Annotated in this window: 21 protein-coding genes, 5 tRNA genes and 1 riboswitch; of the genes, 10 read left to right on the top strand and 16 right to left on the bottom strand. The window is 63.9% G+C overall.

Going from position 1 to position 21930, the window contains the following annotated elements:
- Positions 1–10 precede the first annotated feature (10 nt).
- Positions 11–249, bottom strand: a riboswitch (cobalamin riboswitch).
- Positions 250–397: 148 nt separating this feature from the next.
- Complete coding sequence (gene cysK, locus KR227_RS09735) at positions 398–1342, top strand: cysteine synthase A (RefSeq protein WP_218365145.1); 945 nt, start codon at positions 398–400, stop codon at positions 1340–1342.
- A 26-nt stretch (positions 1343–1368) separates the two neighbouring features.
- On the top strand, positions 1369–1968 hold the full coding sequence (gene epsC / locus KR227_RS09730) for a serine O-acetyltransferase EpsC (protein ID WP_218365144.1): 600 nt from the start codon (positions 1369–1371) through the stop codon (positions 1966–1968).
- Between the two features lie 83 nt (positions 1969–2051).
- Here epsC and KR227_RS09725 read toward each other — a convergent pair whose 3' ends face one another.
- The 5 genes from KR227_RS09725 to KR227_RS09705 all read right to left on the bottom strand — a co-directional run bounded on the left by KR227_RS09725 (position 2052) and on the right by KR227_RS09705 (position 2989).
- Positions 2052–2342 carry a GNAT family N-acetyltransferase gene (locus KR227_RS09725; RefSeq protein WP_218365143.1) on the bottom strand — a complete coding sequence of 97 codons (291 nt, stop codon included), beginning with the start codon at positions 2340–2342 and terminating at the stop codon, positions 2052–2054.
- A 110-nt stretch (positions 2343–2452) separates the two neighbouring features.
- Positions 2453–2525, bottom strand: a tRNA-Phe gene (locus KR227_RS09720).
- A 26-nt stretch (positions 2526–2551) separates the two neighbouring features.
- Positions 2552–2625: transfer RNA gene (locus tag KR227_RS09715), tRNA-Asp, on the bottom strand.
- 179 nt (positions 2626–2804) lie between these two features.
- A tRNA-Asp gene (locus tag KR227_RS09710) sits at positions 2805–2881 on the bottom strand.
- 35 nt (positions 2882–2916) lie between these two features.
- A tRNA-Glu gene (locus tag KR227_RS09705) sits at positions 2917–2989 on the bottom strand.
- Positions 2990–3096: 107 nt separating this feature from the next.
- Between KR227_RS09705 and KR227_RS09700 the strand changes: the two genes are divergently transcribed.
- Positions 3097–5148: an MMPL family transporter gene (locus tag KR227_RS09700; protein WP_218365142.1), complete on the top strand. Its 2052-nt coding sequence runs from the start codon at positions 3097–3099 to the stop codon at positions 5146–5148.
- A 43-nt stretch (positions 5149–5191) separates the two neighbouring features.
- Here KR227_RS09700 and KR227_RS09695 read toward each other — a convergent pair.
- Both KR227_RS09695 and KR227_RS09690 read right to left on the bottom strand, forming a co-directional pair.
- Positions 5192–5264: transfer RNA gene (locus KR227_RS09695), tRNA-Lys, on the bottom strand.
- A gap of 98 nt (positions 5265–5362) precedes the next feature.
- Positions 5363–6883, bottom strand: a complete 1521-nt coding sequence (locus KR227_RS09690; RefSeq protein ID WP_218365141.1) for an acetyl-CoA hydrolase/transferase family protein — start codon at positions 6881–6883, stop codon at positions 5363–5365.
- A 329-nt stretch (positions 6884–7212) separates the two neighbouring features.
- On the opposite strand from KR227_RS09690, the gene dusB reads away from it, so the two are divergent.
- A complete protein-coding gene (gene dusB / locus KR227_RS09685; RefSeq protein ID WP_218365140.1) occupies positions 7213–8388 on the top strand; it encodes a tRNA dihydrouridine synthase DusB in 1176 nt (391 codons plus the stop codon).
- A gap of 50 nt (positions 8389–8438) precedes the next feature.
- Positions 8439–9170 (top strand): PhoU domain-containing protein, encoded by a 732-nt coding sequence (locus KR227_RS09680; RefSeq protein ID WP_218365139.1) that lies wholly within the window; start codon positions 8439–8441, stop codon positions 9168–9170.
- A 21-nt stretch (positions 9171–9191) separates the two neighbouring features.
- Here KR227_RS09680 and pstB read toward each other — a convergent pair whose 3' ends face one another.
- The 5 genes from pstB to mshD all read right to left on the bottom strand — a co-directional run bounded on the left by pstB (position 9192) and on the right by mshD (position 14071).
- Positions 9192–9968, bottom strand: coding sequence for a phosphate ABC transporter ATP-binding protein PstB (pstB, locus tag KR227_RS09675; RefSeq protein ID WP_151530227.1), 777 nt, complete (start codon positions 9966–9968; stop codon positions 9192–9194).
- A 27-nt stretch (positions 9969–9995) separates the two neighbouring features.
- Complete coding sequence (gene pstA, locus KR227_RS09670; RefSeq protein WP_151550021.1) at positions 9996–10889, bottom strand: phosphate ABC transporter permease PstA; 894 nt, start codon at positions 10887–10889, stop codon at positions 9996–9998.
- A gap of 1 nt (position 10890) precedes the next feature.
- Positions 10891–11907 (bottom strand): phosphate ABC transporter permease subunit PstC, encoded by a 1017-nt coding sequence (gene pstC / locus KR227_RS09665; RefSeq protein ID WP_218365138.1) that lies wholly within the window; start codon positions 11905–11907, stop codon positions 10891–10893.
- A 33-nt stretch (positions 11908–11940) separates the two neighbouring features.
- On the bottom strand, positions 11941–13038 hold the full coding sequence (pstS, locus tag KR227_RS09660) for a phosphate ABC transporter substrate-binding protein PstS (protein ID WP_218365137.1): 1098 nt from the start codon (positions 13036–13038) through the stop codon (positions 11941–11943).
- Positions 13039–13174: 136 nt separating this feature from the next.
- The gene (gene mshD, locus KR227_RS09655; protein WP_218365136.1) at positions 13175–14071 is read right to left on the bottom strand and encodes a mycothiol synthase; all 897 of its coding nucleotides are present in this window, start codon (positions 14069–14071) and stop codon (positions 13175–13177) included.
- 13 nt (positions 14072–14084) lie between these two features.
- Between mshD and KR227_RS09650 the strand changes: the two genes are divergently transcribed.
- Positions 14085–14906 (top strand): DUF2993 domain-containing protein, encoded by an 822-nt coding sequence (locus KR227_RS09650; RefSeq protein ID WP_218365135.1) that lies wholly within the window; start codon positions 14085–14087, stop codon positions 14904–14906.
- A gap of 20 nt (positions 14907–14926) precedes the next feature.
- Positions 14927–15571, top strand: a complete 645-nt coding sequence (locus KR227_RS09645; protein WP_151530221.1) for an FABP family protein — start codon at positions 14927–14929, stop codon at positions 15569–15571.
- A 5-nt stretch (positions 15572–15576) separates the two neighbouring features.
- Here the strand turns inward: KR227_RS09645 and KR227_RS09640 are convergent, their stop codons facing one another.
- Positions 15577–16428: an aminodeoxychorismate lyase gene (locus KR227_RS09640; protein WP_218365134.1), complete on the bottom strand. Its 852-nt coding sequence runs from the start codon at positions 16426–16428 to the stop codon at positions 15577–15579.
- Between the two features lie 48 nt (positions 16429–16476).
- Here KR227_RS09640 and KR227_RS09635 point away from each other — a divergent pair, with 48 nt between their 5' ends.
- From KR227_RS09635 to KR227_RS09625, 3 genes are all read left to right on the top strand, one after another.
- Positions 16477–17370 carry a Dyp-type peroxidase gene (locus tag KR227_RS09635; protein ID WP_218365133.1) on the top strand — a complete coding sequence of 298 codons (894 nt, stop codon included), beginning with the start codon at positions 16477–16479 and terminating at the stop codon, positions 17368–17370.
- Between the two features lie 11 nt (positions 17371–17381).
- Entirely contained in the window at positions 17382–18437 is a 1056-nt protein-coding gene (locus KR227_RS09630) for a folate-binding protein YgfZ (RefSeq protein WP_218365132.1), read from the top strand.
- A gap of 163 nt (positions 18438–18600) precedes the next feature.
- Positions 18601–18792 (top strand): DUF3073 domain-containing protein, encoded by a 192-nt coding sequence (locus KR227_RS09625; RefSeq protein WP_151550035.1) that lies wholly within the window; start codon positions 18601–18603, stop codon positions 18790–18792.
- A gap of 53 nt (positions 18793–18845) precedes the next feature.
- On the opposite strand, the gene purM is transcribed toward KR227_RS09625, so the two are convergent.
- The 3 genes from purM to KR227_RS09610 all read right to left on the bottom strand — a co-directional run bounded on the left by purM (position 18846) and on the right by KR227_RS09610 (position 21904).
- The gene (gene purM, locus KR227_RS09620) at positions 18846–19919 is read right to left on the bottom strand and encodes a phosphoribosylformylglycinamidine cyclo-ligase (protein WP_218365131.1); all 1074 of its coding nucleotides are present in this window, start codon (positions 19917–19919) and stop codon (positions 18846–18848) included.
- Positions 19916–21454: an amidophosphoribosyltransferase gene (gene purF, locus KR227_RS09615; protein ID WP_370625219.1), complete on the bottom strand. Its 1539-nt coding sequence runs from the start codon at positions 21452–21454 to the stop codon at positions 19916–19918. Before purF ends, purM begins: the two co-directional genes overlap by 4 nt.
- A gap of 84 nt (positions 21455–21538) precedes the next feature.
- On the bottom strand, positions 21539–21904 hold the full coding sequence (locus tag KR227_RS09610) for a sterol carrier family protein (RefSeq protein ID WP_218365130.1): 366 nt from the start codon (positions 21902–21904) through the stop codon (positions 21539–21541).
- Positions 21905–21930: the final 26 nt, after the last annotated feature.

Raw genomic sequence — 21930 nt, 5'->3', positions numbered from 1 at the left:
GACGATATGTGTTCGGCTATCGTGTCGCGGCCGGTCTCCTGGCTTGGCCCTAGGCAACTCGGATGCACCTTCCCGCAGCAACTGCTGCAGTGGTGGGCCGGGGTGTGTATCCGGCGAGTTATCCGAGTGTCTGCGTCTCAATGAGTGTTGAGGCGAGCCCTACAGTGGCGAGGTCCGCTGCGGCGTGGCATGACGCTGAACCGCATTCCCGTTCTCCGCGACTCACTCACCTTAACGCCGTGCGCTGCTCCGCGGGGTTGTATTCCCCCTATAGGGGTGTGCCTATAGACTACTTGGTCTATCTATGTAATACTGTCTTGTCTGGTAATTGTGCAGGCGGGGCATTATGCTGGAGCGCGGTAACTTATTATCGACTTTTCAAAGGAGTGCATGACTCATGTCGCGCATCTACAACAACGTCACCGAGCTCGTCGGCGGCACCCCGCTGGTTCGCCTCAATCGCCTCACCGAGGGCCTCGACGCCGAGGTACTGGTCAAGCTCGAGTTCTATAACCCGGCCAATAGCGTTAAGGACCGCATTGGTAAGGCCATTATCGACGCCGCCGAGCAGTCCGGTGAGCTACAGCCAGGCGGCACCATCGTGGAGGCCACCTCCGGCAACACCGGTATCGCCCTGGCCCTGATCGGCGCCGCCCGCGGCTATAACGTGGTGCTCACCATGCCCGAGACCATGTCCATGGAGCGCCGCATCATGTTGCGTGCCTATGGCGCGGAAATCGTGCTGACCCCGGGTTCTGCCGGCATGCAGGGCGCCGTCGATAAGGCGCACGAGGTAGTGGAGCAGCGCGAGGGAGCTATCTTGGCGCGCCAGTTCTCCAATGCCGCCAACCCGAAGATCCACCGCGAGACCACCGCGGAAGAGATCTGGAACGACACCGACGGCGAGGTAGACATCTTCCTCGCTGGCTTCGGTACCGGCGGCACCATCACCGGCGTGGGCACCGTGCTCAAGGAGCGCAAGCCGGAGGTGGAGATTATCGGCATGGAGCCCGCTGATTCCCCGCTGCTCACCGAGGGCAAGGCCTCCTCCCACAAGATTCAGGGTCTGGGTGCGAACTTCATCCCCGAGGTGCTGGATCGCAAGGTGATCGATGAGATCGTCACCGTCACCAACGAGGACGCCATCGCCACCGCCCGTGCCCTGGCCGAGCAGGAGGGCATCCTCGGCGGCATCTCCTCCGGCGCCAATGTCTTCGCCGCACTGCGCGAGGCCAAGAAGCCGGAAAACAAGGGCAAGACCATCGTCACCGTCGTGTGCGACTACGGCGAGCGCTACGCCTCCACCGTCCTCTTCGAGGATGTGCGCGCAGAGTTCAACTAGCACACTCTGAGGTAGGATCGACCCTCATGATCGATGTCATCTCCACCGCCATCTCCCGCATGCGCGAAGATCTCCGCAATGCCCGCGAGCACGACCCCGCCGCCCGCGGGGACGTGGAAAACGCCATCGTCTATTCGGGGCTCCACGCCATCTGGGCGCACCGCGTCGCGCACGCCCTGTGGGTGCGTAATTATCGCGGCCCCGCCCGCGTGCTCGCGCAATGCGCCCGCTTCCTTACCGGGGTGGAGATTCACCCAGGCGCCACCATTGGCCGCCGTTTCTTCATCGATCACGGCATGGGCATCGTCATCGGCGAAACCGCAGAGATCGGCGATGGCGTGATGCTCTATCACGGCGTCACCCTGGGCGGACAGGTGCTCACCCAAACCAAGCGCCACCCCACCCTTGAAGATGATGTGGTGGTGGGTGCTGGAGCGAAGGTCTTGGGCCCGATCACCATCGGCAAGGGCTCGGCGATCGGCGCCAACGCGGTGGTCACCAAGGATGTACCCTGCCAGCACATCGCGGTGGGCGTGCCCGCAAAGATGCGGCCCCGCGACTCCTCCGAGTGCGTGAAGCTGGTGGATCCCGACCGCTACGTGCCGGGCAACGACTACACGATTTAAGAACGCATATAACTCCCAACGGTCCTACCCGTTGGGAGTTTTTCTGTGCCTCGGCTGCGGCGCGCGCTGTGGCTCCGCTGTGGCTAGCGGGCGAGGTGCTCCCGATACTCGGGATTCTTGGAGATGAAGTGCTCCACCGCAGAGCAGCTCGGCACGATCGTCATGCCCGCCCGGATCGAATCATCGAGGGCGTAGCGAATCAGCGGCGAGGATAGGCCCTGGCCGCGATACTCGTTGAGCACCACGGTGTGGTTGAAGTCGCGCACCGTCTCATCCACCGCCTGAAACTCGGCGTAGCCGGCCATCTGGCCATCGACCTCAATGACGTAGGTCTGCGATCCCTCATCGAGGTGTACGTGCTGTGCAGCGCTCATGGGCGGTGCCGTCCTTTCTCCCTAGAGTTATGTATCTCTGTGGAGCCGAGAATAGCGCAGATGCAAAAAGCAGCCCCCTCGCTTGCGCGAGGAGACTGCTTTTCATGTTGTGGCCAGAAGCAGGATCGAACTGCTGACCTTCCACTTTTCAGGCGGACGCTCTACCGACTGAGCTATCTGGCCACGATCCTTGCCTAAGCAACGATCTGCGACCCTGACGGGACTCGAACCCGCGACCTCCGCCGTGACAGGGCGGCGCGCTAACCAACTGCGCCACAGGGCCATATTTTATTGTGTACCAGCTACTGGCTAAGCAGTGCGCTGTGCACGAGTGGATACTCTACATAACACTCTTACATGCCCGCAAATCCGCTGTTCAGAGCCCATTTTGCAGGACTGTACTGAGACACAGAAAAAGCGGCTACCGAGTGCTTCCTTGAAGCATCGATAGCCGCCTATCCATGGCGACCCTGACGGGACTCGAACCCGCGACCTCCGCCGTGACAGGGCGGCGCGCTAACCAACTGCGCCACAGGGCCATATTTTGTTGTGCCTTTCCACAATGAGTGGAAAGTACCCCCAACGGGATTCGAACCCGTGCCGCCGCCGTGAAAGGGCGGTGTCCTAGGCCGCTAGACGATGGGGGCGTAGTCCGCGTGCGGACTGAGATGAATCATACATGAACCATGAGATCGCACAAAACCTCAGCTCCTACGCCCTTTCTTAGCAGGGCTTCAGACTACACTCATTGCCTATGACCACCTCTGCTCCTTCCCGTTGGTTGCGCACAGGACTGCCCCTAGCACTGGTGGCACTGTGGATCGCCATTATGGGCCTCGGCGGCCCCCAGTTCGGTGCCATCAGCGAGGTCTCCTCCACTGACCCCGCCTCCTTCCTCCCCGAAACCGCGGAGTCCACGACCGTGCAGAAGGCGCTCAGCGATTTTCGCGACGGCGACTCTATTCCCGCCGTCGTGGTCATCAGCGGCGAGTCTGCCACCCCGGAGGCCCTCGGCTCGCTCCCCGAGGAACTCGCCCCTGAGTTCCCCGAACTCAGCTTCAGCCCCCTCCTGCCTTCCGCGGACGGCGAGGCGGTGCAGCTGGTGGCTGCCATCCCCAGCGACGCCGCCATCACCGAGGTGGTGGCCGCGCTCGACACCGCGATCGAGCAACGCCTCCCTGCCGCCGATGAGATGTGGATTACCGGCCCCGCCGGCTTCACCGCCGATCTCTCCGCCGCCTTCGCCGGTATCGACTCCCAGCTCCTGCTCGTCACCGTCATCGCCGTGCTGCTGGTTCTGGTTGTGGTCTACCGCTCCCCCATCTTGCCGCTGCTGGTGCTGCTCTCTGCGCTCACGGCGCTGTGTCTGGCCGTGGCGATCAACGTGGCCCTGGCGCGGGCCGGCATCGTCACCATCAACGGCCAGGTCCAAGGAATCCTCTTCATCTTGGTGATCGGCGCCGCCACCGACTATGGGCTGCTGTACACCGCCCGTTACCGCGAGGAACTCACGAAGCACCCCCGGGCGTGGACGGCCACGCTTCGGGCGATCACGGGCACCTGGGAGCCGATTGCGGCCTCGGCCGGCACTGTCGTGGCGGGCCTGCTCTGCCTCATGCTCTCCGATCTGGCGTCGACGGCCGCGCTCGGGCCGGTGGCCTCGATCGGTATCGCCGCCGCGGTGGCCTCCTCCCTCACCTTCCTCCCCGCCCTGCTGCTGCTTCTCGGCCGCGTGGCCTTCTGGCCGCGTCGCCCCCGCCCCAGTCAGGAGAGCCAGGAGTCGCCCACGTGGACGCGGGTGGCCGATGCGACGGAGCGCCATCCTCGCGCCCTTGCCCTCGGCATGTCCGCGCTCTTGGCCTGTGGCTGGTTCGGGCTGATCGGCTTCGACGCCGATGGCGTTCCCCAATCCGATTTCGTGCTCGGCCAGAGCGATGCCCGCGATGGCCAGGAGGTAGTGGATCGTCACTTCCCTGGCGGCTCCGGCTCTCCGGTGTACGTGCTCGCCGATGAGTCCGCTGCGGATACCACCATCGCCACCATCGCCGCGACTGCCGGGGTGGAGCAGCCCGCCGCGCTATCGCTCGAATCCCCGATTCCGGGGCGCGGCGCCGCCACCGTGGTGGATGGCCGAGTGATGATCCAGGCCACCCTCGACGCCCCCGCCGATTCCGCCGCAGCGAAAGACACCGTCCGCCAGCTGCGCGCCGCGCTTCCCGATGCGGCCGTGGGCGGCACCACGGCCGTGGACATCGACACCAATGACACCTCCATCCGCGACCGCCAGGTGATCATCCCCGTGGTGCTGCTGGTAATCACCGTCATGCTGGCGGTATTGCTGCGCTCCCTGCTGGCGCCCGTGATGCTCCTGGCCACCACGATTCTCTCCTTCGGCACCGCCCTCGGCGTGGCCGCGCTCATCTTCCACCTCTTGGGCTTCAGCGGCGCTGATCCCACCGTGCCGCTCTACGGCTTCGTTTTCCTCGTGGCCCTCGGCATCGACTACAACATCTTCCTCATGACGCGCGTCCGCGAGGAAGCACTCGAGCACGGCACCCACCACGGCGTACGCCGCGGCTTGATCACCACCGGCGGGGTGATTACGAGCGCCGGCGTCGTGCTGGCCGCCACCTTCTCCGCCCTGGCCGTGATCCCCATCCAATTCCTCGTACAGCTGGCGGTGATTGTGGCCCTCGGAGTGCTTATCGACGCCCTTCTCATCCGCTCCTTCCTCGTCCCCGCCTTCACCCTCTGGGCGGGCAACCGGATCTGGTGGCCGGCGCAACAGCGCTACCCCCAGGAATAAAAACAGCACTCCCCAGCCATCTGGCTGGGGAGTGCTGCTGTAGTGGGCCCTGTGGGGCTCGAACCCACGACCTGCGGATTAAAAGTCCGTAGCTCTACCAACTGAGCTAAAGGCCCGTACGAGACATGTAGTTTATCAATGCGGTGCGGTGTTTGGAAAAAAGACCACCCCGCCCGCGTGTGCGGGCGAGGTGGCAGCGAGACTCACTGAGCTCTTAGCTCTGCGGCTTCATGGAGCCGTGAGTGACGAAGCGCTGGTGGAAGGACAGTGCGGTCTCCAGATCGTGCGGGGTCTGGAGGGTCTTGTTCTTCTTGGCTGCCTCGAGTGCGCGGGAGTAGTACTCCTCCAGCACCGGACGGTAATCCGGGTGCGCGATGGCGATGATCTTCTCCACACGCTGGCGCGGTGCCAGGCCACGGAGATCGGCGTAGCCGTACTCGGTGATGAGGACCTTGACGTCCTGCTCGGTGTGGTCCACGTGCGAGACGAAGGGCACGATGGCGGAGATATCGCCGTTCTTCGCCTCGGAGGGGGTGATGAAGGAGCTGATGAAGCCGTTACGGGTGAAGTCCGCGGAACCGCCCACACCGTTCATCATCCGGGAGCCGGTGACGTTGGTGGAGTTGACGTTGCCGTAGATATCGGCCTCGATCAGACCATTGGTGGCGATCAGGCCGAGGCGGCGCACAACCTCGGGGTGGTTGGAGATCTGCTGCGGGCGCAGCACGATGGACTTGGCGTAGCGGTCGGCCTCGGCGTTCATCTTCTCGGCGTACTCGGGGGAGAGCGAGAAGGAGGTGGCGGATGCCATGGTCATCTTGCCGGCATCGATGAGGTCCACCATGCCGTCCTGGATGACCTCGGTGTAGGCCTTGATGTTCTCGAACTTGGAGTCCAGCAGGCCGGACATCACGGCGTTCGGCACGTTACCCACGCCGGACTGCATGATGTAGCCGTCATAGGTCAGGCGACCAGCGGCCACCTCGCCCTCGAGGAAGTCAAGGAAGTTACCGGCGATCTGCTTGGAGGTCTCGTCCAGCGGCTTGAAGGGGGCGTTGCGGTCCTCGTTATTGGTCTCGACCACAGCCACCACCTTGTCCACATCGATGTCGATGTAGGTGGTACCGATACGATCGCCGGGCTTGGTGATCGGGATGGGCTGACGGTTCGGCAGCGGCTCGATGCGGTAGATATCGGCCATGCCCTCGAGGTTCAGGGACTGCCACTCATTGACCTCGATGATGATCTTGTCGGCGGCGTCCAGGTACTCCACGTTATTACCCACGGAGGAGGAGGGAACGAGGTGGCCTTCCTCGGTGATGCGGGTGACCTCGACGATGGCAACGTTCATGTTGCCGAAGAAGCCCTGGGAGACGTACATGCCCGACTCGGAGAGGTGGTAGTCGGCGTAGTAGGTGGTGCCGTCGTTGATCTTGCCACGCAGGATCGGGTCCGACTGGTACGGGGTACGGAAGCGGATGGCATCCGCCTCGGCGAGTACACCGTCACACTCGGGAGCGGTGGAGGCACCGGTGAAGAGGTCAATCATGTACTCCTCACCCTTGGCATGAGCCTCCTTGGCGCGCTCCGCGATAGCGGTGGGAAGCACCTTCGGGTAACCGGCGCCGGTGAAGCCCGATACACCTACCTTGTCACCGTGGTTAACAAACTGGGCAGCTTCCTCCGCAGACATAACTTTTCCGCGAAGCTTGGCGTTGGCAATACGATCCGACATGAACTCTTAGTTCTCCTTATTTCTGTGTGCAGTCCGGTGCGGGGCGGACTCCTTATCGGGTCACCACCACAGGCCGTGAGTGCGGTACTTGTCCTAGCCCCGCGGTTGAATGTGCCGGCTGATACCACCGTGCGATCTTGCACGCGTCAGCGCACCCGCTGTGAACTAGGTTACGCACCCCACAATAGACGAACTTTTGGTTCATGTCTCAGGTTCTTTTCCACTACCCCCCGACCTCGTCGGAGATCGGCTGCCCGCCATTGCCGCGCAGAGCTGGGAACGACGCCGCGAAATTGCGGTGAACGCTGCGGATAGGCGACACTAGGCGGGTGACTACATTGCGCAATCATCGGCCGCTGCAGATCGGTTCACTCACCCTCGAATCCCCCGTCGTGCTCGCCCCTATGGCGGGGGTAACCAATGTCGCGTTTCGCACACTATGCCGCGAACAAGAGTTGGAGAAGATGGGGAGCGTCTCGGGGCTCTATGTGTGTGAGATGATCACCGCCCGCGCTCTCGTGGAACGCAATGAGAAGACGATGCACATGATCGCCTTCGATGCAGCAGAGAATCCGCGGAGCATGCAGCTCTACACGGTGGATCCGCACTATACCTATGAGGCGGCGCGGATGATCGTGGACAACGACCTGGCCGATCATATTGATATGAACTTCGGCTGCCCGGTGCCGAAGGTTACTCGGCGCGGCGGCGGCTCGGCGCTGCCCTATAAGCGCCGGCTCTTCGGCAATATCGTGAACGCCGCGGTGCGCGCGACCGAGGGCACCGATATTCCGGTGACGGTGAAATTCCGCGTCGGGATTGATGATGAGCACCACACTCACCTCGATGCGGGCCGGATCGCGGCGGAGAATGGGGCGGCCGCCGTGGCCTGCCACGCCCGCACCGCCGCCCAGCGCTATTCCGGCACGGCCCGGCTCGAGGAGATCGCGGCACTCAAGCAGCACATGGTGGACTCTGGGTTCGCCGATATCCCTGTCTTGGGCAATGGCGATATCTTTGCCGCCCAGGACGCGGTGACCATGATGCAGCGCACCGGCTGCGATGGCGTGGTGATTGGCCGCGGGTGTCTCGGCCGGCCGTGGCTCTTCGCGGAGCTGGCCGCGGTGCTGCGGGGCCAGCCGCTACCGCCGCAACCCACCTTGGGCGAGGTCACCCGGATCATCCGGCGCCACGCCGAGTTGATGGTGCGCCACGAAGGCGAGGAGAAGGGCTGCCGCGACCTGCGTAAACACATGGGCTGGTATCTGCGTGGCTTCCCCGTCGGCGGCGAGGCTCGGAGCCAGCTCTCACGGGTGACATCCTTGGCGCATCTGGATGAGCTGCTCGCCCCCTATGCCGAGAGCAGCGAGCTGGCCGCCGATGCCGAGGGGCCGCGCGGCCGCCAGGGCTCGCCGGCGAAGGTGCTGCTGCCGGAGGGGTGGCTGGACGATCCTGAGGACGCCAGCGTTCCCGAGGGAGCCGAAATCATGCATTCCGGCGGCTAACCGCTTTTCGTACTCAGCAGAGCTGCACAGAAGTAGCTATAGTGCAGCTTATGCGCACTGCCTTTCGCGAGCACCTAGACGGCTTTTCCTACGATCTTCTGGTCTTAAGTGATCACGTCCGCGAGACGATGAGACTAGCTAGCAAGGCGCTGATTAATAATGAGCTCACTCCCGCCGAGGAGGCGCTCTCAGCTGCCACCGCTATGGAGGAGACGCGGCAGCGCTGCGAGGAACGTGCCGTTGCCCTGCTGCTTTTGGAAGGTCCCATGGCGCGGGATCTGCGCCAGATCATTTCTTCCATCTATATTGTGGAGCATTTTGATCGCATGGGCGCGCTGGGCATGCATATCGCCCGGGTGGCGCGGCGCCGGCATCCGAATAATGCCGTACCGGCGATTTTAGTGGGCTATTTCGAGGAAATGTCGCGCATCGCTTTGCAGATGTCGGACAAAATTCACGAGCTACTGCTCAATCCGGATGCGGATGTGGCGCTGGTGCTCAGTGATGATGATGACGCTATGGATGATCTGCACGCCCATATCATGCACGTGCTCACCCAGCGGGAATGGAAATATTCCACCCTAGAGGCCGTGGACGTCACTCTGCTGTCCCGCTACTATGAGCGCTTCGCCGACCATACGGTGGATGTCGCTGCGCGCATCGTGTACCTCACCTCCGGTATGCAACCGGAGGAGTACCGCCTGAAGCTGGAAGATGAGCGCAGCGAAGAAGATTTTGCGCGCCGCATCGCAGATCTGGAGCGGCGCTTTTCCCGCGACTAGGCGGGACGGGTCGCGGGCTGTTTAACCGAAGCGGCCCGAGATATAGTCTTCGGTTTCTTTCTCGTCGGGGTTTTCGAAGATCTTCTTGGTGGGCCCCACCTCAACCAGCCGCCCGGGCTTACCGGTGGCTTCGAGGGAGAAGAATGCCGTCTGGTCCGAGACACGGGCGGCCTGCTGCATATTGTGGGTGACGATCACGATGGTGAAGTCCTTCTTCAGCTCGTGAATCAGGTCCTCCACGGCGAGGGTGGAGATCGGGTCGAGCGCGGAGCAGGGCTCATCCATGAGCAGCACGCCGGGCTCCACCGCAATCGCGCGGGCGATACACAGACGCTGCTGCTGCCCACCGGAGAGTCCACCACCCGGCTTATCCAGGCGGTCCTTGACTTCCTCCCACAGGTTGGCGCTGCGCAGCGACTTCTCGCAGACCTCTGCGAGCTTCTTCTTGTCCTTCATTCCGGACAGCCGCAGCCCCGCCGTCACATTGTCGGCGATGGACATGGTGGGGAAAGGATTAGCTTTTTGGAACACCATGCCGATGGTGTTGCGGACGGATACGGGATCCACCTTGGGGCCGTAGATGTCCTCACCATCGAGGGTGATGCTGCCTTCTACGCGCGCCCCTGGGATCACTTCGTGCATTCGGTTGAGGGTGCGCAGCACGGTGGACTTGCCGCAGCCAGAGGGGCCGATGAAGGCGGTGACGGACTCCGGCGGCACGTGCAGGTTCACATTCTGCACGGCGTGGAAATCGCCATAGTAAATATTGACGTCGTTAAGGTCGAGACGCTTGGCCATGTGAGTGAGTTCTCCTGAGCGGTGGGGCTAGTTTTTCACAGAGAATTTCGCGGAAACGATCCGTGCCGCGATATTGAGCAGGGCGATGAGGAGCACGAGGGTGAGGGCCGCACCCCACATCTTGGCCAGCACCGCATCGGAGGAGCCGGCCTTGTACATGTCGAGCATCATCAGCGGCAGCGAGGACTGTGGGCCGCTCGCGGGGTCCCAGTTGATGCCTTGGAAGGAGCCCACCAAGATGAGCACGGGGGCGGACTCGCCCATCACGCGCGCAATGGCCAGCATGATGCCAGTGACGATGCCCGACAATGCGGTGGGCAAGACGATCCTGGCGATGGTCTTCCACTTGGGCACGCCGAGTGCATAGGAGGCCTCACGCAGATCGTGCGGCACCACCCGCAGCATCTCTTCGGTATTGCGCACGACCACCGGGATCATGAGCAGCACCAGCGACAGCGCCACCGCCATACCGGAGCGCTCGAAGCCGAAGAGCACCACCCACACCGAGTAGATAAACAGCGCCGCCACGATCGAGGGCACACCGGTGAGGATATCCACCATGAAGGTGGTGACCTTCGCCAGCCGTCCGCCGTTGTTGTACTCCACCAGGTAGATAGCGGTGAAGATGCCGATGGGGATGGACAGGATGGAGGCGATGCCCACCTGTACCAGGGTGCCGACGATGGCGTGCAGTGCACCGCCACCCTCGACGTTGTAGAGGATGCCCATCTGCGAGGCGGTCCACCACTCCGGTTGCAGCACCGCACCGATACCGCGGGACACAACCTCCCACAGCACCCACACCAGCGGCACCATCGCCAGCACCATGGCGCTATAGATCACCACCGTGGCGATGCTGTTTTTCGTGCGGCGGGAGGAGGAGATGTGCTGGAAAGAACTGGATGTCTGAATCTGTGTCATGCTACTTTCCTCGCTTCACGACGCCACGTGCTGCCGCATTCACCACGAAGGTGAGGAAGAACAGCACGAGGCCGGCGGCGATATAGGCGCCAGCCTTGAGGTCATTGTTGAACTCGGGGGCCGCGTTGGCGATCGCGGTGGCGAAGGTCGTGCCGCCGTCGAAGAGCGAGGCGCGGAAGGCCGAGGAGGGCGAGATCACCAGATAGAGCGCCATGGTCTCGCCCAGGGCGCGGCCCAATCCGAGCATTGCCCCGGAGATATAACCGGACATGCCGAAGGGCAGCACCGTCATCCGGACGACTTCCCAGCGGGTGGCGCCGAGTGCCAGGGCGGCCTCGATATGCCCCTTGGGGGTTTGGACGAACACCTCGCGCGCGGTGGCGGCGATGATCGGCAGGATCATGATGGCCAAGACGATGCCACCGGTAAGGATCATGCGGGAGGTGGCAAAGGACGGCGAATTGTCATAGTGCGCGAAGAGGAAGAATCCTCCCGCCCAGCTATTGATCCATTCAAAGACTCCGCTGAGCAGCGGCCCGAGTACTTTCACACCCCACAGGCCGTAGACGATGGAGGGCACGGCGGCCAGCAGGTCCACCAAAAAGCCCAGCGGCTTCACCCATCGCGTCGGTGCGTAATTGGAGAGGAAGATCGCAATGCCCAGCGCCACCGGCATGGCCAGCAGGAGCGCCACCAGGGAGACGGTCACGGTGACCGCGAAGAGATTGGGAATACCGAAGTACATCGCAGAGGTGTCTGCGGTATTCCAATCGCCCGCGTAGGTGAAGAATCCCGACAATCCCTCGGCGTTATTGAGCAGTGCGGGCCCGGCGCGCCACAGCAGGAAGAGGCCGATGGCTGCGATGAGCACGGTGATCAGTGCCGCCGAGGCCGTGGAGAGCGTCTTGAAAATGCGGTCGCCGGGGCGATAAACGGGCTTCGGCGCCGGCTCGGGAGCGCTCGGCGGTGCCGTACGCACATCCGGCTCGCGCGTAGTCACTACGGAGGTACTGGACATGAGAGGAAACGTCCTTTGACTGAGAAGGGGCTATTACTGGAGTGCGTCGACGGCGTCTTCCAGCTTCTTCTTGAACTCACCGGACACGGGGATATAGCCCTGTGCCTCGAGGTCCTGGTCCTGGTTGGCGAGGGCAACCTTGAGGAAGTCCTTCACCAGGCCGGCGGTGTTCTCGTCATAGCCGGCGGAGCAGACGATCTCGTAGGTGGTGAGCACCACCGGGTAGGCGCCCTCAACGTCCATGGAGAAGAGCTTGTTGGCGTCCACCACCATGTCGTGGCCCTCGCCGGCGTACTCGAGATTGTCCAGGGCCTTGCCCACGGTCTCGTTATTCAATTCCACGGGGCCGTGGCCGAAGTCGATATTGGCGACGCCCAGGCCGGCCTCGGTGGCGAAGCCTGCCTCCACATAGGTGATGGCACCCGGGGTGGCGGCGACCTGTCCCACCACACCGGTGGAGCCATTAGCGCCAGCGCCGGTGGTGGAGGGGAAGGACTTGCCGGTGGTGTCCCACAGATCCGGAACAGCGGCCTTGAGGAACTTCTGGAAGTTATCGGAGGTACCGGACTCCTCGGAGCGGTAGACCACCTCGATCTTGGAATCGGGCAGGTCCATGCCCTCGTTCTCGGCGGCGATGGCCTCATCATTCCACTTGGTGATCTCGCCCTTGAAGATCTTGGCGACGTTCTCCACGGAGAGGTTCAGGCCATCAACACCGTCGAGGTTATAGGCCACGGCCACTGGGCCGATCACCATCGGCAGGTGCCAGGCGTCATTACCCTCACAGCGCTTAGCGGCGGCGGCCACCTGCTCCTCATCCAGCGGGGAGTCGGAGCCACCGAAGGCCACCTGGCCGGCGATGAACTGCTTCTGGCCGGAGCCGGAACCGGTGGCGGTATAGGACAGGTTATTTCCCGTGGACTCATTGAACTTGATGCCGAAGAGGTCCATGGCCTTCTGCTGCGAGGAGGCGCCCTCTGCGACCAGCTGGCCGGAGGCGTCGGAGAGGTTCTCTGGGGCCTCAGCGCCCTCCGAGTTGCTGTTTCCGGTTTCGGAGCAGGCAGCAAGCACCAGGGAGCTGCTGGCGACAAGACCGAGGAGGGCGGCTGAACGTTTGAAGGTATAAGTCACAGTGGGTGTCCTTCCATATGGGTGATGGGGTGGGCCGTCTGTGCCCAAGGAGACAACCTAAGGCAGCGATATGGCCACCACGCCGCACTGCGGTTAACGGAAGGTGAAAAGACAGCAAAAGTTGCCCGAACTGCCCTTAGTGCCCGCTGGAATACACCACATGCCTTTCGATGGTGCTGAATCCTGCCTGCTCATAGGCGGTGACTGCCGGAGTGTTATCCGCCTCCACGTACAGAATGACGGAGCTGTGCCCCTGCTCCACAAGGTGCGCCACCCCAGCGGCAATGAGCGGGGCGCCGAGGCCGCGGCCGCGGAACTCATCGGCCACCCCCACCACGTAGATCTCGCCCTGCTCGGCCCCGTGGGATTTGGTCCAGTGGAATCCCGCCACCTGGCCGCTCTCGCGGTGCATATATAACAGCACCCCCGCCGGGTCGAACCAGTCGGTATCCATACCCGAGCGCAGCCGCGCCAGATCCCAGCCGCCCTGCTCCGGGTGCCAGGAAAAGGCCGAGTTATTGGCCTCCAGCCAGGCGCGCTGCACCTGCTCCTCGCCCCAGCGGGTGCAGGCGGTGGCATAGTCCACCAGCTCCAGCTCCGCCTCGGGCGGGGTGGTGGCGCTGCGGCGCACATACTCGCTCAGGGCATCCCCATCGATCCCCATCACCAGCAGCTCTCGGGTGATGCGCGCGTGACGACGCTGCGCTAGCGCTTGGGCCGCCGGCAGATCGCCATGCGCCCACACGTCTGTGACCGCTGCTTGATCGAGGAGGTGGGTGGCCACGTGGCGGCGTCGATAAGCGGGGTGCACCGCGAGCTCCGCCGAGTCCGGGGCGACGGCCAAGACCCCCGCCACCGTGTCCTCATCGAGGGCCAGCCAGTGGGTGTGGGCGAGGGCGGCGTCGTCAAGGCCCCGCAGGAATTGCTCCGAGAGGGCTGCCACGCCGTCCTCGCGCTGCACGGCATCGAGCATGCTCAGGGTGGCGGAACGGAACGCGGCGTGGGTGGGCAGATGCAACTTCTCATAACGCATATCCACTAGGGTAGTGATCGTGAAAGGCAAGCGGAGACTACTGCGTATCGCCGCCGTTGTGGCAGCGCTCGGGGTGAGCGGGTGGCTCGCCGATGCCGCCGTGGCCATCAACGTGGAACGCACGATCTCCCGCTCGGTGGAGGACGCCACCCACCTGCCGGTACCGCCGCGGGTCTATGTCGGCGGCGCGCCCTATACTGCCGCGCTGCTCAGCGGCAATGTGCCGAAGATTTCCACGCACGTGATGGATGTGGACGTGCCCAATTTCGGCGTGGTCAACGCCACCACCGATGTGTTTAACCTCACCATGAACCGCGAACAGGTGCTCTCCGGCGATCTCGATGGCGTGGTGGCGCGGGTGATCTCCCGCTCGGTGAGCCTCGATGGGGTGGCCCTGGGCGAGCACCTGCAGATGACAGATCTGCAGATCAGTCACCCCTATGACATCTCCCCCTCCGGCGGCACCGCGGCGGAAGTGCTGCTCACCGGCACCCCCGCCGGGCTCGAGGAGCCGGTGACGGTGCTGGCGCGGCTGCGCATTAGCGGCACCACCATCACCATGACCCCTACCGAGCTGCGCGATGGCCCGGAGGATCCGGCCCGCCAGGAAGAGATTAAGCAGCAGTTCTTCTTCCAGATTGATTCGCGCGAGCTGCCCCTGCCCTCGCAGGCCTCGCAGGTATTTGTGCGCGGCGGTTCGGTGGTATTCGAGTCTGAGCAGCGCAATGTGCGCCTGGATATCCGGGATCTCTCGCCGCTCGGGCCGCAGGTGCAGGAGATTACCTCCGAGGGGAAGCGCCGTAATGAGGCGGAGATCGCCGAGCTTGGTTCCTAGCTTCGTTACTATTAGACAATGTGACTGATTCATCGACGAACCATCCCGAAAACCTGAGCCCGCGCCTCGATGGCAACGAGGCCGTCAATCGCGCCGCGGAGGTCGCTAAGACCACCGGCGGGCGGAATATTCCCAGCCTCGGCGAGCTGCCGATTCCCGCCGATACCGCGAACCTGCGCGAGGGCCCCAGCCTGCACGATGGGTTGTTGGCGCTGCTGCCGCTGGTGGGTGTCTGGCGCGGCGAGGGCCAAGCCGATACCCCCGAGGACGGCGAGTTCACCTTCGGCAACCAGCTGATCTTCTCCCACGATGGCGGCAATTACATCAATGTGGAGTCCAAGTGCTGGAAGAAGGATGCGCCGGAGTCCCTCGAGTCCCGCGAGACCGGATTCTTGCGCATCAATGACAAGGACGAAATCGAGTTCATTCTCTGTCATTCCGGCGGCGCGGTGGAGATCATGTACGGCGAGCCCCTCAACGAGCGCGCCTGGGAGCTCAGCTCCGCCTCTACTATGGCCACCGCCTCGGGGCTCACCACGCTCGGCCCCGGCAAGCGCCTCTACGGCCTGCTGCCCAATGGCGATCTCGGCTGGGTGGACGAGCGCCTCGTGGACCAGGAGCTCAAGCCCCGCCGCTCCGCGCAGCTGCAGCGCTACGCGGGCTAAACCTTCTACCCCAACGCCGCCGTGATCATTGTCTGGATTGCGGCGGCGTTTGCTGTGTCCTGGCCGCGGGTGGGCCGGCCATCGATGCTGGTGACCTGGGCGGCGATGCGCACCGAGCTGACCAGCCACACCGAATCCGCGGCCTCCAGCTCACTCACCGTGATATCCCCGGTCTCGCAGCTATAGCCGTGGGCGGTGGCGTAGCTAAATAGCGCGGCCTGGGTGGTGCCGGGCAGGATATCGCCCTTGGGCTCGGGGGTGCGGATCGTGGATCCCGTCACCGCCACCACCGTGGAGGTTGCCCCTTCGAGGACCCGCTCCCCCGCCACGTAGATCACATCGTCCATGCCCTGGGCGGCGGCCTGGCGCAGCGCCGCCATGGCCGAGGCATAACTGAGGGTCTTGGCGGCGCGGGGACTGGAATCATCTGCCCCGCGCGGCAGGGTGAGCACCGCCACCCCGTGCTGGCGCTGGGCGAGCTGCTCGGCGCTGACCGCCTTGACGCTAATCCACGCCGAGGGCTGCCCCGTGCTGGCCCGGCCGCGGGTATAGGTCCACACCATGGCGCCATCGCAGTGATTCTCCTGCTCCCAGCGCTCGGCGGCGCGCCGGATGGCGGCGTCCCATAGCTGCTGCTGCGGTGGCGGCAAATGCAAGAGCTCGGCCGAGCTGTGAAAGCGCTCCACGTGTCGCTGCAGATTGCAGGCGCGTCCCTGACGCACAAGCACGGTTTCGAATACCCCGTCGCCGCGGGTCACGGCATAATCATCCCAGTAGACCAGAGGCGTATCGGGGTCGTGATCGACGATCTCTCCGCTGCTTATGTCGAGGCGAACGATAATGGGGCGAGGATTCATGCCTTTCATTATTCACGCCGGCGCGAACTTTGGTGCAGAATCAAAGGTATGAGTCATCAAAGCGGAATCACTGGTCTAGGCACCACTGACCATATTTTTCTCGAGTTCGATCTTGCCCCCGGCGCGGATGGATGCGCGGTGCTGCGCCATCTGGCCGAGGCCATCAATCTGCCCACCACCCACGGCGTCAACGTGGTGCTGGGCGTGCGCCCCAGCCTGTGGGCCGAGGTAGCCGACGCGGAGTATGTGCCGGATAAGGTGCACGATTTTTCCGAGCCGATTAGCGGCTCGACGATGTCCATGCCCGCGACCCAGCACGATGCATGGGTGTGGGTGGCAGGATCCTCCCGCTCCCAGGTATTCGACATCGCCCGCACGATCGCGAGCACGGTGCGCGAGAGCGCCACCCTGGTGGAGGAAACCACCGGCTGGGTCTACCAGCACAATCGCGATCTCACCGGCTTCGAGGACGGTACTGAAAACCCGCCGGCCCTGGAGGCCCCGAGCGTGGTGGCGGTGCCGGAGGGTCGCCCCGGCGCGGGCAGCTCGGTGCTGCTCTACCAGCTGTGGGAGCACAAGGCCGTGGAGTGGGAGGCGCTGCAGGCCCATATCCAGGAGCAGATCATCGGCCGCACCAAGCCCGATTCGGTGGAGCTGGACGAGGATGCCAACCCGGAGTCCTCCCACGTCAATCGCACCGTGGTGGAGGTCGACGAGGATGAGCTGGAGATCTTCCGCCGTAATGTCTCCTATGGGGACATGTCCACCCACGGCACCGTGTTCGTGGGCTTCAGCTTCGATCAGTGGCGCATGGAGGAGATGCTGCGCCGCATGGCCGGGGTGGATGGCGGCCCGGCGGATCGTCTCACCGAGTTCACCACGCCGCTCTCGGGCGGCTGGTACGTGTGCCCCTCCACGCAGGCTCTCGCCGCGCTCCTCTAGTATGGGCGGGCATGAGTGAGACATCCTATCGTTCCCCTGGCCTAGCGCGTCCCGGCGCCTGCCCCGCGCAGGACGCCGACGCCCACCCCGCCTATGAGGGCGTGGCGTGGCATTATGGCGATCCTTTAGGTGAGCAGCGGGCGATTACCGAGCAGGCGGTGGTGATTGACCGCTCCAACCGGGTGGTGCTGCAGGTCAGCGGCGCGGATGCCCCGGAGTTTCTGAATAATCTGCTCTCGCAGAAGCTCGATGATCTTCCCGTGGGCGCCGGCACCGAGGCCCTGGATTTGGATGCCCAAGGCCATATCCTGCACGCACTGGGGGTGCTGCGCACCGAGGAGGGATTCCTGCTGGATATCCCCCGCCCCAGCGCCGACAGCCTGGAGGAGTTCCTGCGCCGCATGGTCTTTTGGTCGGCCGTGGAGATCTCCCGCACCGACCTCGGCCTGCTCACCCTCCTCGGCACGAGCGCGCCGGCCGGGCTTAGCCGCAGCATCAGCACTCCCCTCGCCCACACCGACCTCTATGTTCCCGCCGCGCTTATCGACGCCACCCTCACGGAACTGGAGAGCAACGGCGTGCGCTGTGTCGGCCTGATGGCGTGGACCGCGGAGCGGGTGCGCCATCTGCTGCCGCTGCCGGAGGTGGATCTGGACGATAAGTCGATCCCGCACGAGGTGGCGCACTGGGTGGGCGGCACGGCGGTGCATCTGCACAAGGGCTGCTACCGCGGCCAGGAGACGGTGGCCCGGGTGGAGAATCTGGGATCCTCGCCGCGGGTGCTGGTGCGGCTGCACCTCGATGGCTCCGCACCCAGTCTGCCGGCGCCCGGCGATAGCATCACCAAGGGCACCCGGCCGCGCGCCGTGGGCCGGGTGGGCACGGTGGTGCAGGACTGCGATTTCGGTCCGATCGCGCTGGCCGTGGTGAAAAGATCCGCGCTACAGTCCCAAGATCTGCGCGTGGGCGACTGCTCCGTGGCCGTAGACCCGGAGACGATTCCGCAGGATAATGGCACCAAGGCCGGCCGGGAGGCGGTGCAGCGCTTCCGCTCTCGTACCCTCTAAAGGGGTACGGGCGTAAACGGTTTTGCGGCACGCCACGGACCCAGGTGCGACTTTTTTCGTCACATTAGCTATTGTGGATTCACAGGAATACAAGATTGCAGAAACCGATAATGGGGTGCCCTACGCCCGAGGCACTTCAGGCACACTCCAAGGGGGTCTAGCCATGGGTCGCGGCCGCGCGAAGGCTAAGCAGGCTAAGGTAGCTCGTCAACTGAAGTACCAAACTCCTGAGATGGACTTAGAGCAGTTGCAGCGTGAACTCGCCAGCAATAGCTCCCGTTCGGAGGAGGATGTCCGGGAGGACGATCCCTACTCCGAGTGGGCCGACTACTTCAAGGATGAATACGAGAAGTAGCACACTATGTTAAGAAACCTCCTTGCTCAGTGAGCAGGGAGGTTTCTTCATGGCTAGTACTGGGGGTGTTCGCCGCTGAGCAGCACCCGCTCCTCAGTATCGGCGGCGGCGCTGCGCACCGTGCCGATCTCCCAAGCATCCACGTGGCGGGCGGTGAGCATGGCGAGGGCGCGGTCGCGGTCCGCCGCAGACACCACGGCCACCATGCCGACACCCATGTTGAAGGTTTTCTCCATTTCCTCGCGGCTGACCTTGCCCAGCTCGGAGATGAGCTTGAAGATCGGCTGCGGCTTCCATGCCGAGCGGGAAATCTCTGCCACCATGTTCTCCGGCAGCACCCGCACGAGGTTGCCGGCCAATCCGCCACCGGTGACGTGGCAGAAGGTGCGCACATCGCACTCGGCGGCCAGCGCCAAGCAGTCCTTGGTGTAGATCCGGGTGGGCTCCAGCAGCTCCTCGCCGAGGGTGCGCTCGAGCTCGTCGATCTCCTGATCCAGCGGCAGCCCGGCGGATTCCAGCAGCACATAGCGGGCCAAGGAATAGCCATTGGAGTGCAGGCCCGAGGAGGCCATGCCGATAATCACATCGCCATCGCGCACCCGATCCGGCCCGAGCAGCTCCTCCTCTTCCACCACGCCGACGGCGGTGGCGGACACATCGTATTCTTCCTCGCCCATCACCCCGGGGTGTTCTGCGGTTTCCCCGCCGAGCAGGGCGCAGCCGGCCTGCTCGCAGCCTTCGGCGATGCCGCTGACGATGGCGGCGATATGCTCCGGCACCACCTTGCCCACGGAAATATAGTCCTGGAGGAAGAGCGGCTCGGCGCCACAGACCACCAGGTCATCAACGCACATGGCCACCAAGTCGATACCGATGGTGTCGTGCTTGTCCATGGCCTGGGCCACGGCCAGCTTGGTGCCCACGCCGTCGGAGCCGGCGGCAAGAAGCGGCTTCTCGTACTTACCGAGGGCGAAGAGCCCGGCGAAACCGCCGATGCCGCCGCGCACCTCGGGGCGGGTGGCCTTCTTGGCCAAGGGGGCAATAAGTTCTACCGCGCGGTCGCCGGCGGCGATATCCACCCCAGCTGCTGCATAGGATGCGCCATCAGAGGGAGCGTGATCGGTCATGTCGTGGTCACTTTCTTCAGATTGCGCTGCATGTCCTCCACGAGCGCGGTGTTCGGGTTTCCGGCCGGCATACCCAGCGGGTACTCGCCATCGAAGCAGGCACAGCAGAGATCCTCGCGCTTCTGCTTCGAGGCCTCCACCATGTGATCGATAGAGACGAAGCCGAGCGAATCCGCACCAATCGCGGTGCAGATCACGTCCACGGCTTCCTCCATGGTGCGGGCGCCGGTGCCATTGGCGATCAACTCGCCAGGGGAGGCGAAGTCGATGCCGTAGAAGCACGGCCACTTCACCGGCGGCGAGGCGATCCGCACATGCACCTCGGCGGCGCCGGCCTCGCGCAGCATGCGGATGAGCGCCCGCTGGGTATTACCGCGGACGATGGAATCATCCACCACCACCAGCCGCTTGCCAGCCAGCACATGCTTCAAGGGGTTGAGCTTGAGCCGGATGCCGAGCTGGCGAATGGTTTGGGTGGGTTGGATGAAGGTGCGGCCCACATAGGCATTTTTCACCAGCCCCTGGGCGAAGGGAATGCCCGAACCATAGGAATAGCCCACCGCCGCCGGGGTGCCGGACTCCGGCACCGGGATCACCAGATCGCCGTCCACCGGGTGCTCCGTCGCCAGCGCCGCGCCAATACCCACACGGGTATCGTTCACCGACTGGCCGCGGATCAGGGAATCCGGGCGGGCCAAATACACGTATTCAAAGACGCAGCCCTTGTGCTTGGTGGGCGCGAATTGATGGGAACGGATACCGGAATCGTCGATGGAGATGAACTCCCCCGGCTCGACCTCGCGCACAAAAGACGCACCGACGATATCGAGGGCCGCGGTTTCAGAGGCCACCACCCAGCCCCGCTCGAGACGACCGATCGAGAGCGGTCGCACGCCATGCGGGTCGCGGGCGGCATAGAGCTTGTGGCCGTCCGTAAATGTCAGGCAGTAGGCGCCGGTGATGCGCGGCAGAAGGTTGAGGGCTGCGTCGACAAGCGACACCTCTTCGGAGATGCCCTCGGCGAGCAGGGCGCACATGATGTCCGAGTCGGAGGGCTGTGTTGCAGGGTCCACCAAGCCCTTCTCGGTGGCCTCTTCGAGCAACTCGAGATAATTCACCAAGTTGCCATTGTGTCCGAGGGCCACATCGGTGCCATTCGGGGCGACGCGGAACATGGGCTGGGCATTCTCCCAGCAGGCGCCGCCGGCGGTGGAATATCGGGTATGGCCGATGGCCAGATTACCGCGCAGGGCATCGAGAGCGCCCTCGTCAAAGACCTGGGAAACGAGCCCGAGGTCCTTGTACACCACCACGTTGTCGCCATCACCCACCGCGATACCGGCGGCTTCTTGGCCCCGGTGCTGCAGCGCGTACAGGCCATAGTAGGTGAGCTTGGCGACTTCTTCCCCAGGAGCGAAAACACCGAACACACCGCACTCTTCGCGCGGCTCGTGTTCTCCGAGATCATCGAAAGCGGATAGGGGCTGGTTTCTAATAGCCACGTGGGTTAATCGTAGTTGTTTCACCGGCGGCATGGCGAATATTTAGCCCCACGCGGGGGCGCGGAGCAGCAGCCGGCCCGCGCGCCCAATGTTTGTTTCAGGGCTGTTGGGCGGGCGCTAGATCAGCGGCACCCAATGGGCCAATTCCCCAGCGCGGGTGCCAGAGACACTGAGATTTCCCGCGGCCAGCTCCTGCTCCCAGGTGCTGCGCCCGATCGCGAGGCGCAGCCACACCTCGGGGCGCATTTCCACCACATTGGGCGGGGTGCCACGGGTATGGCGCGGCCCCTCGATACACTGCACCGCGACGAAGGGCGGCACCCGCAATTCCACGCTATGGCCCGGGGCGCAGTTCTCCACGGTGCGGGCGCTGAGCCGCACGGCACGGGCAACCAGCGCGCGCGGGACATTCGGGCTATCCATGCGCTGTTCATACTCGCGCAGGGCGGCGCGCATCTCGGCGGGATCAATCTTTTTCGGCATAGTGTGACCCAGCTTAACTGTTGGTA

The sequence above is a fragment of the Corynebacterium sp. TAE3-ERU30 genome, from assembly GCF_019209925.1.
GTDB classification, from domain to species: Bacteria; Actinomycetota; Actinomycetes; order Mycobacteriales; family Mycobacteriaceae; genus Corynebacterium; species Corynebacterium megadyptis.
This window is presented reverse-complemented; position numbering and strand designations above follow the sequence as displayed.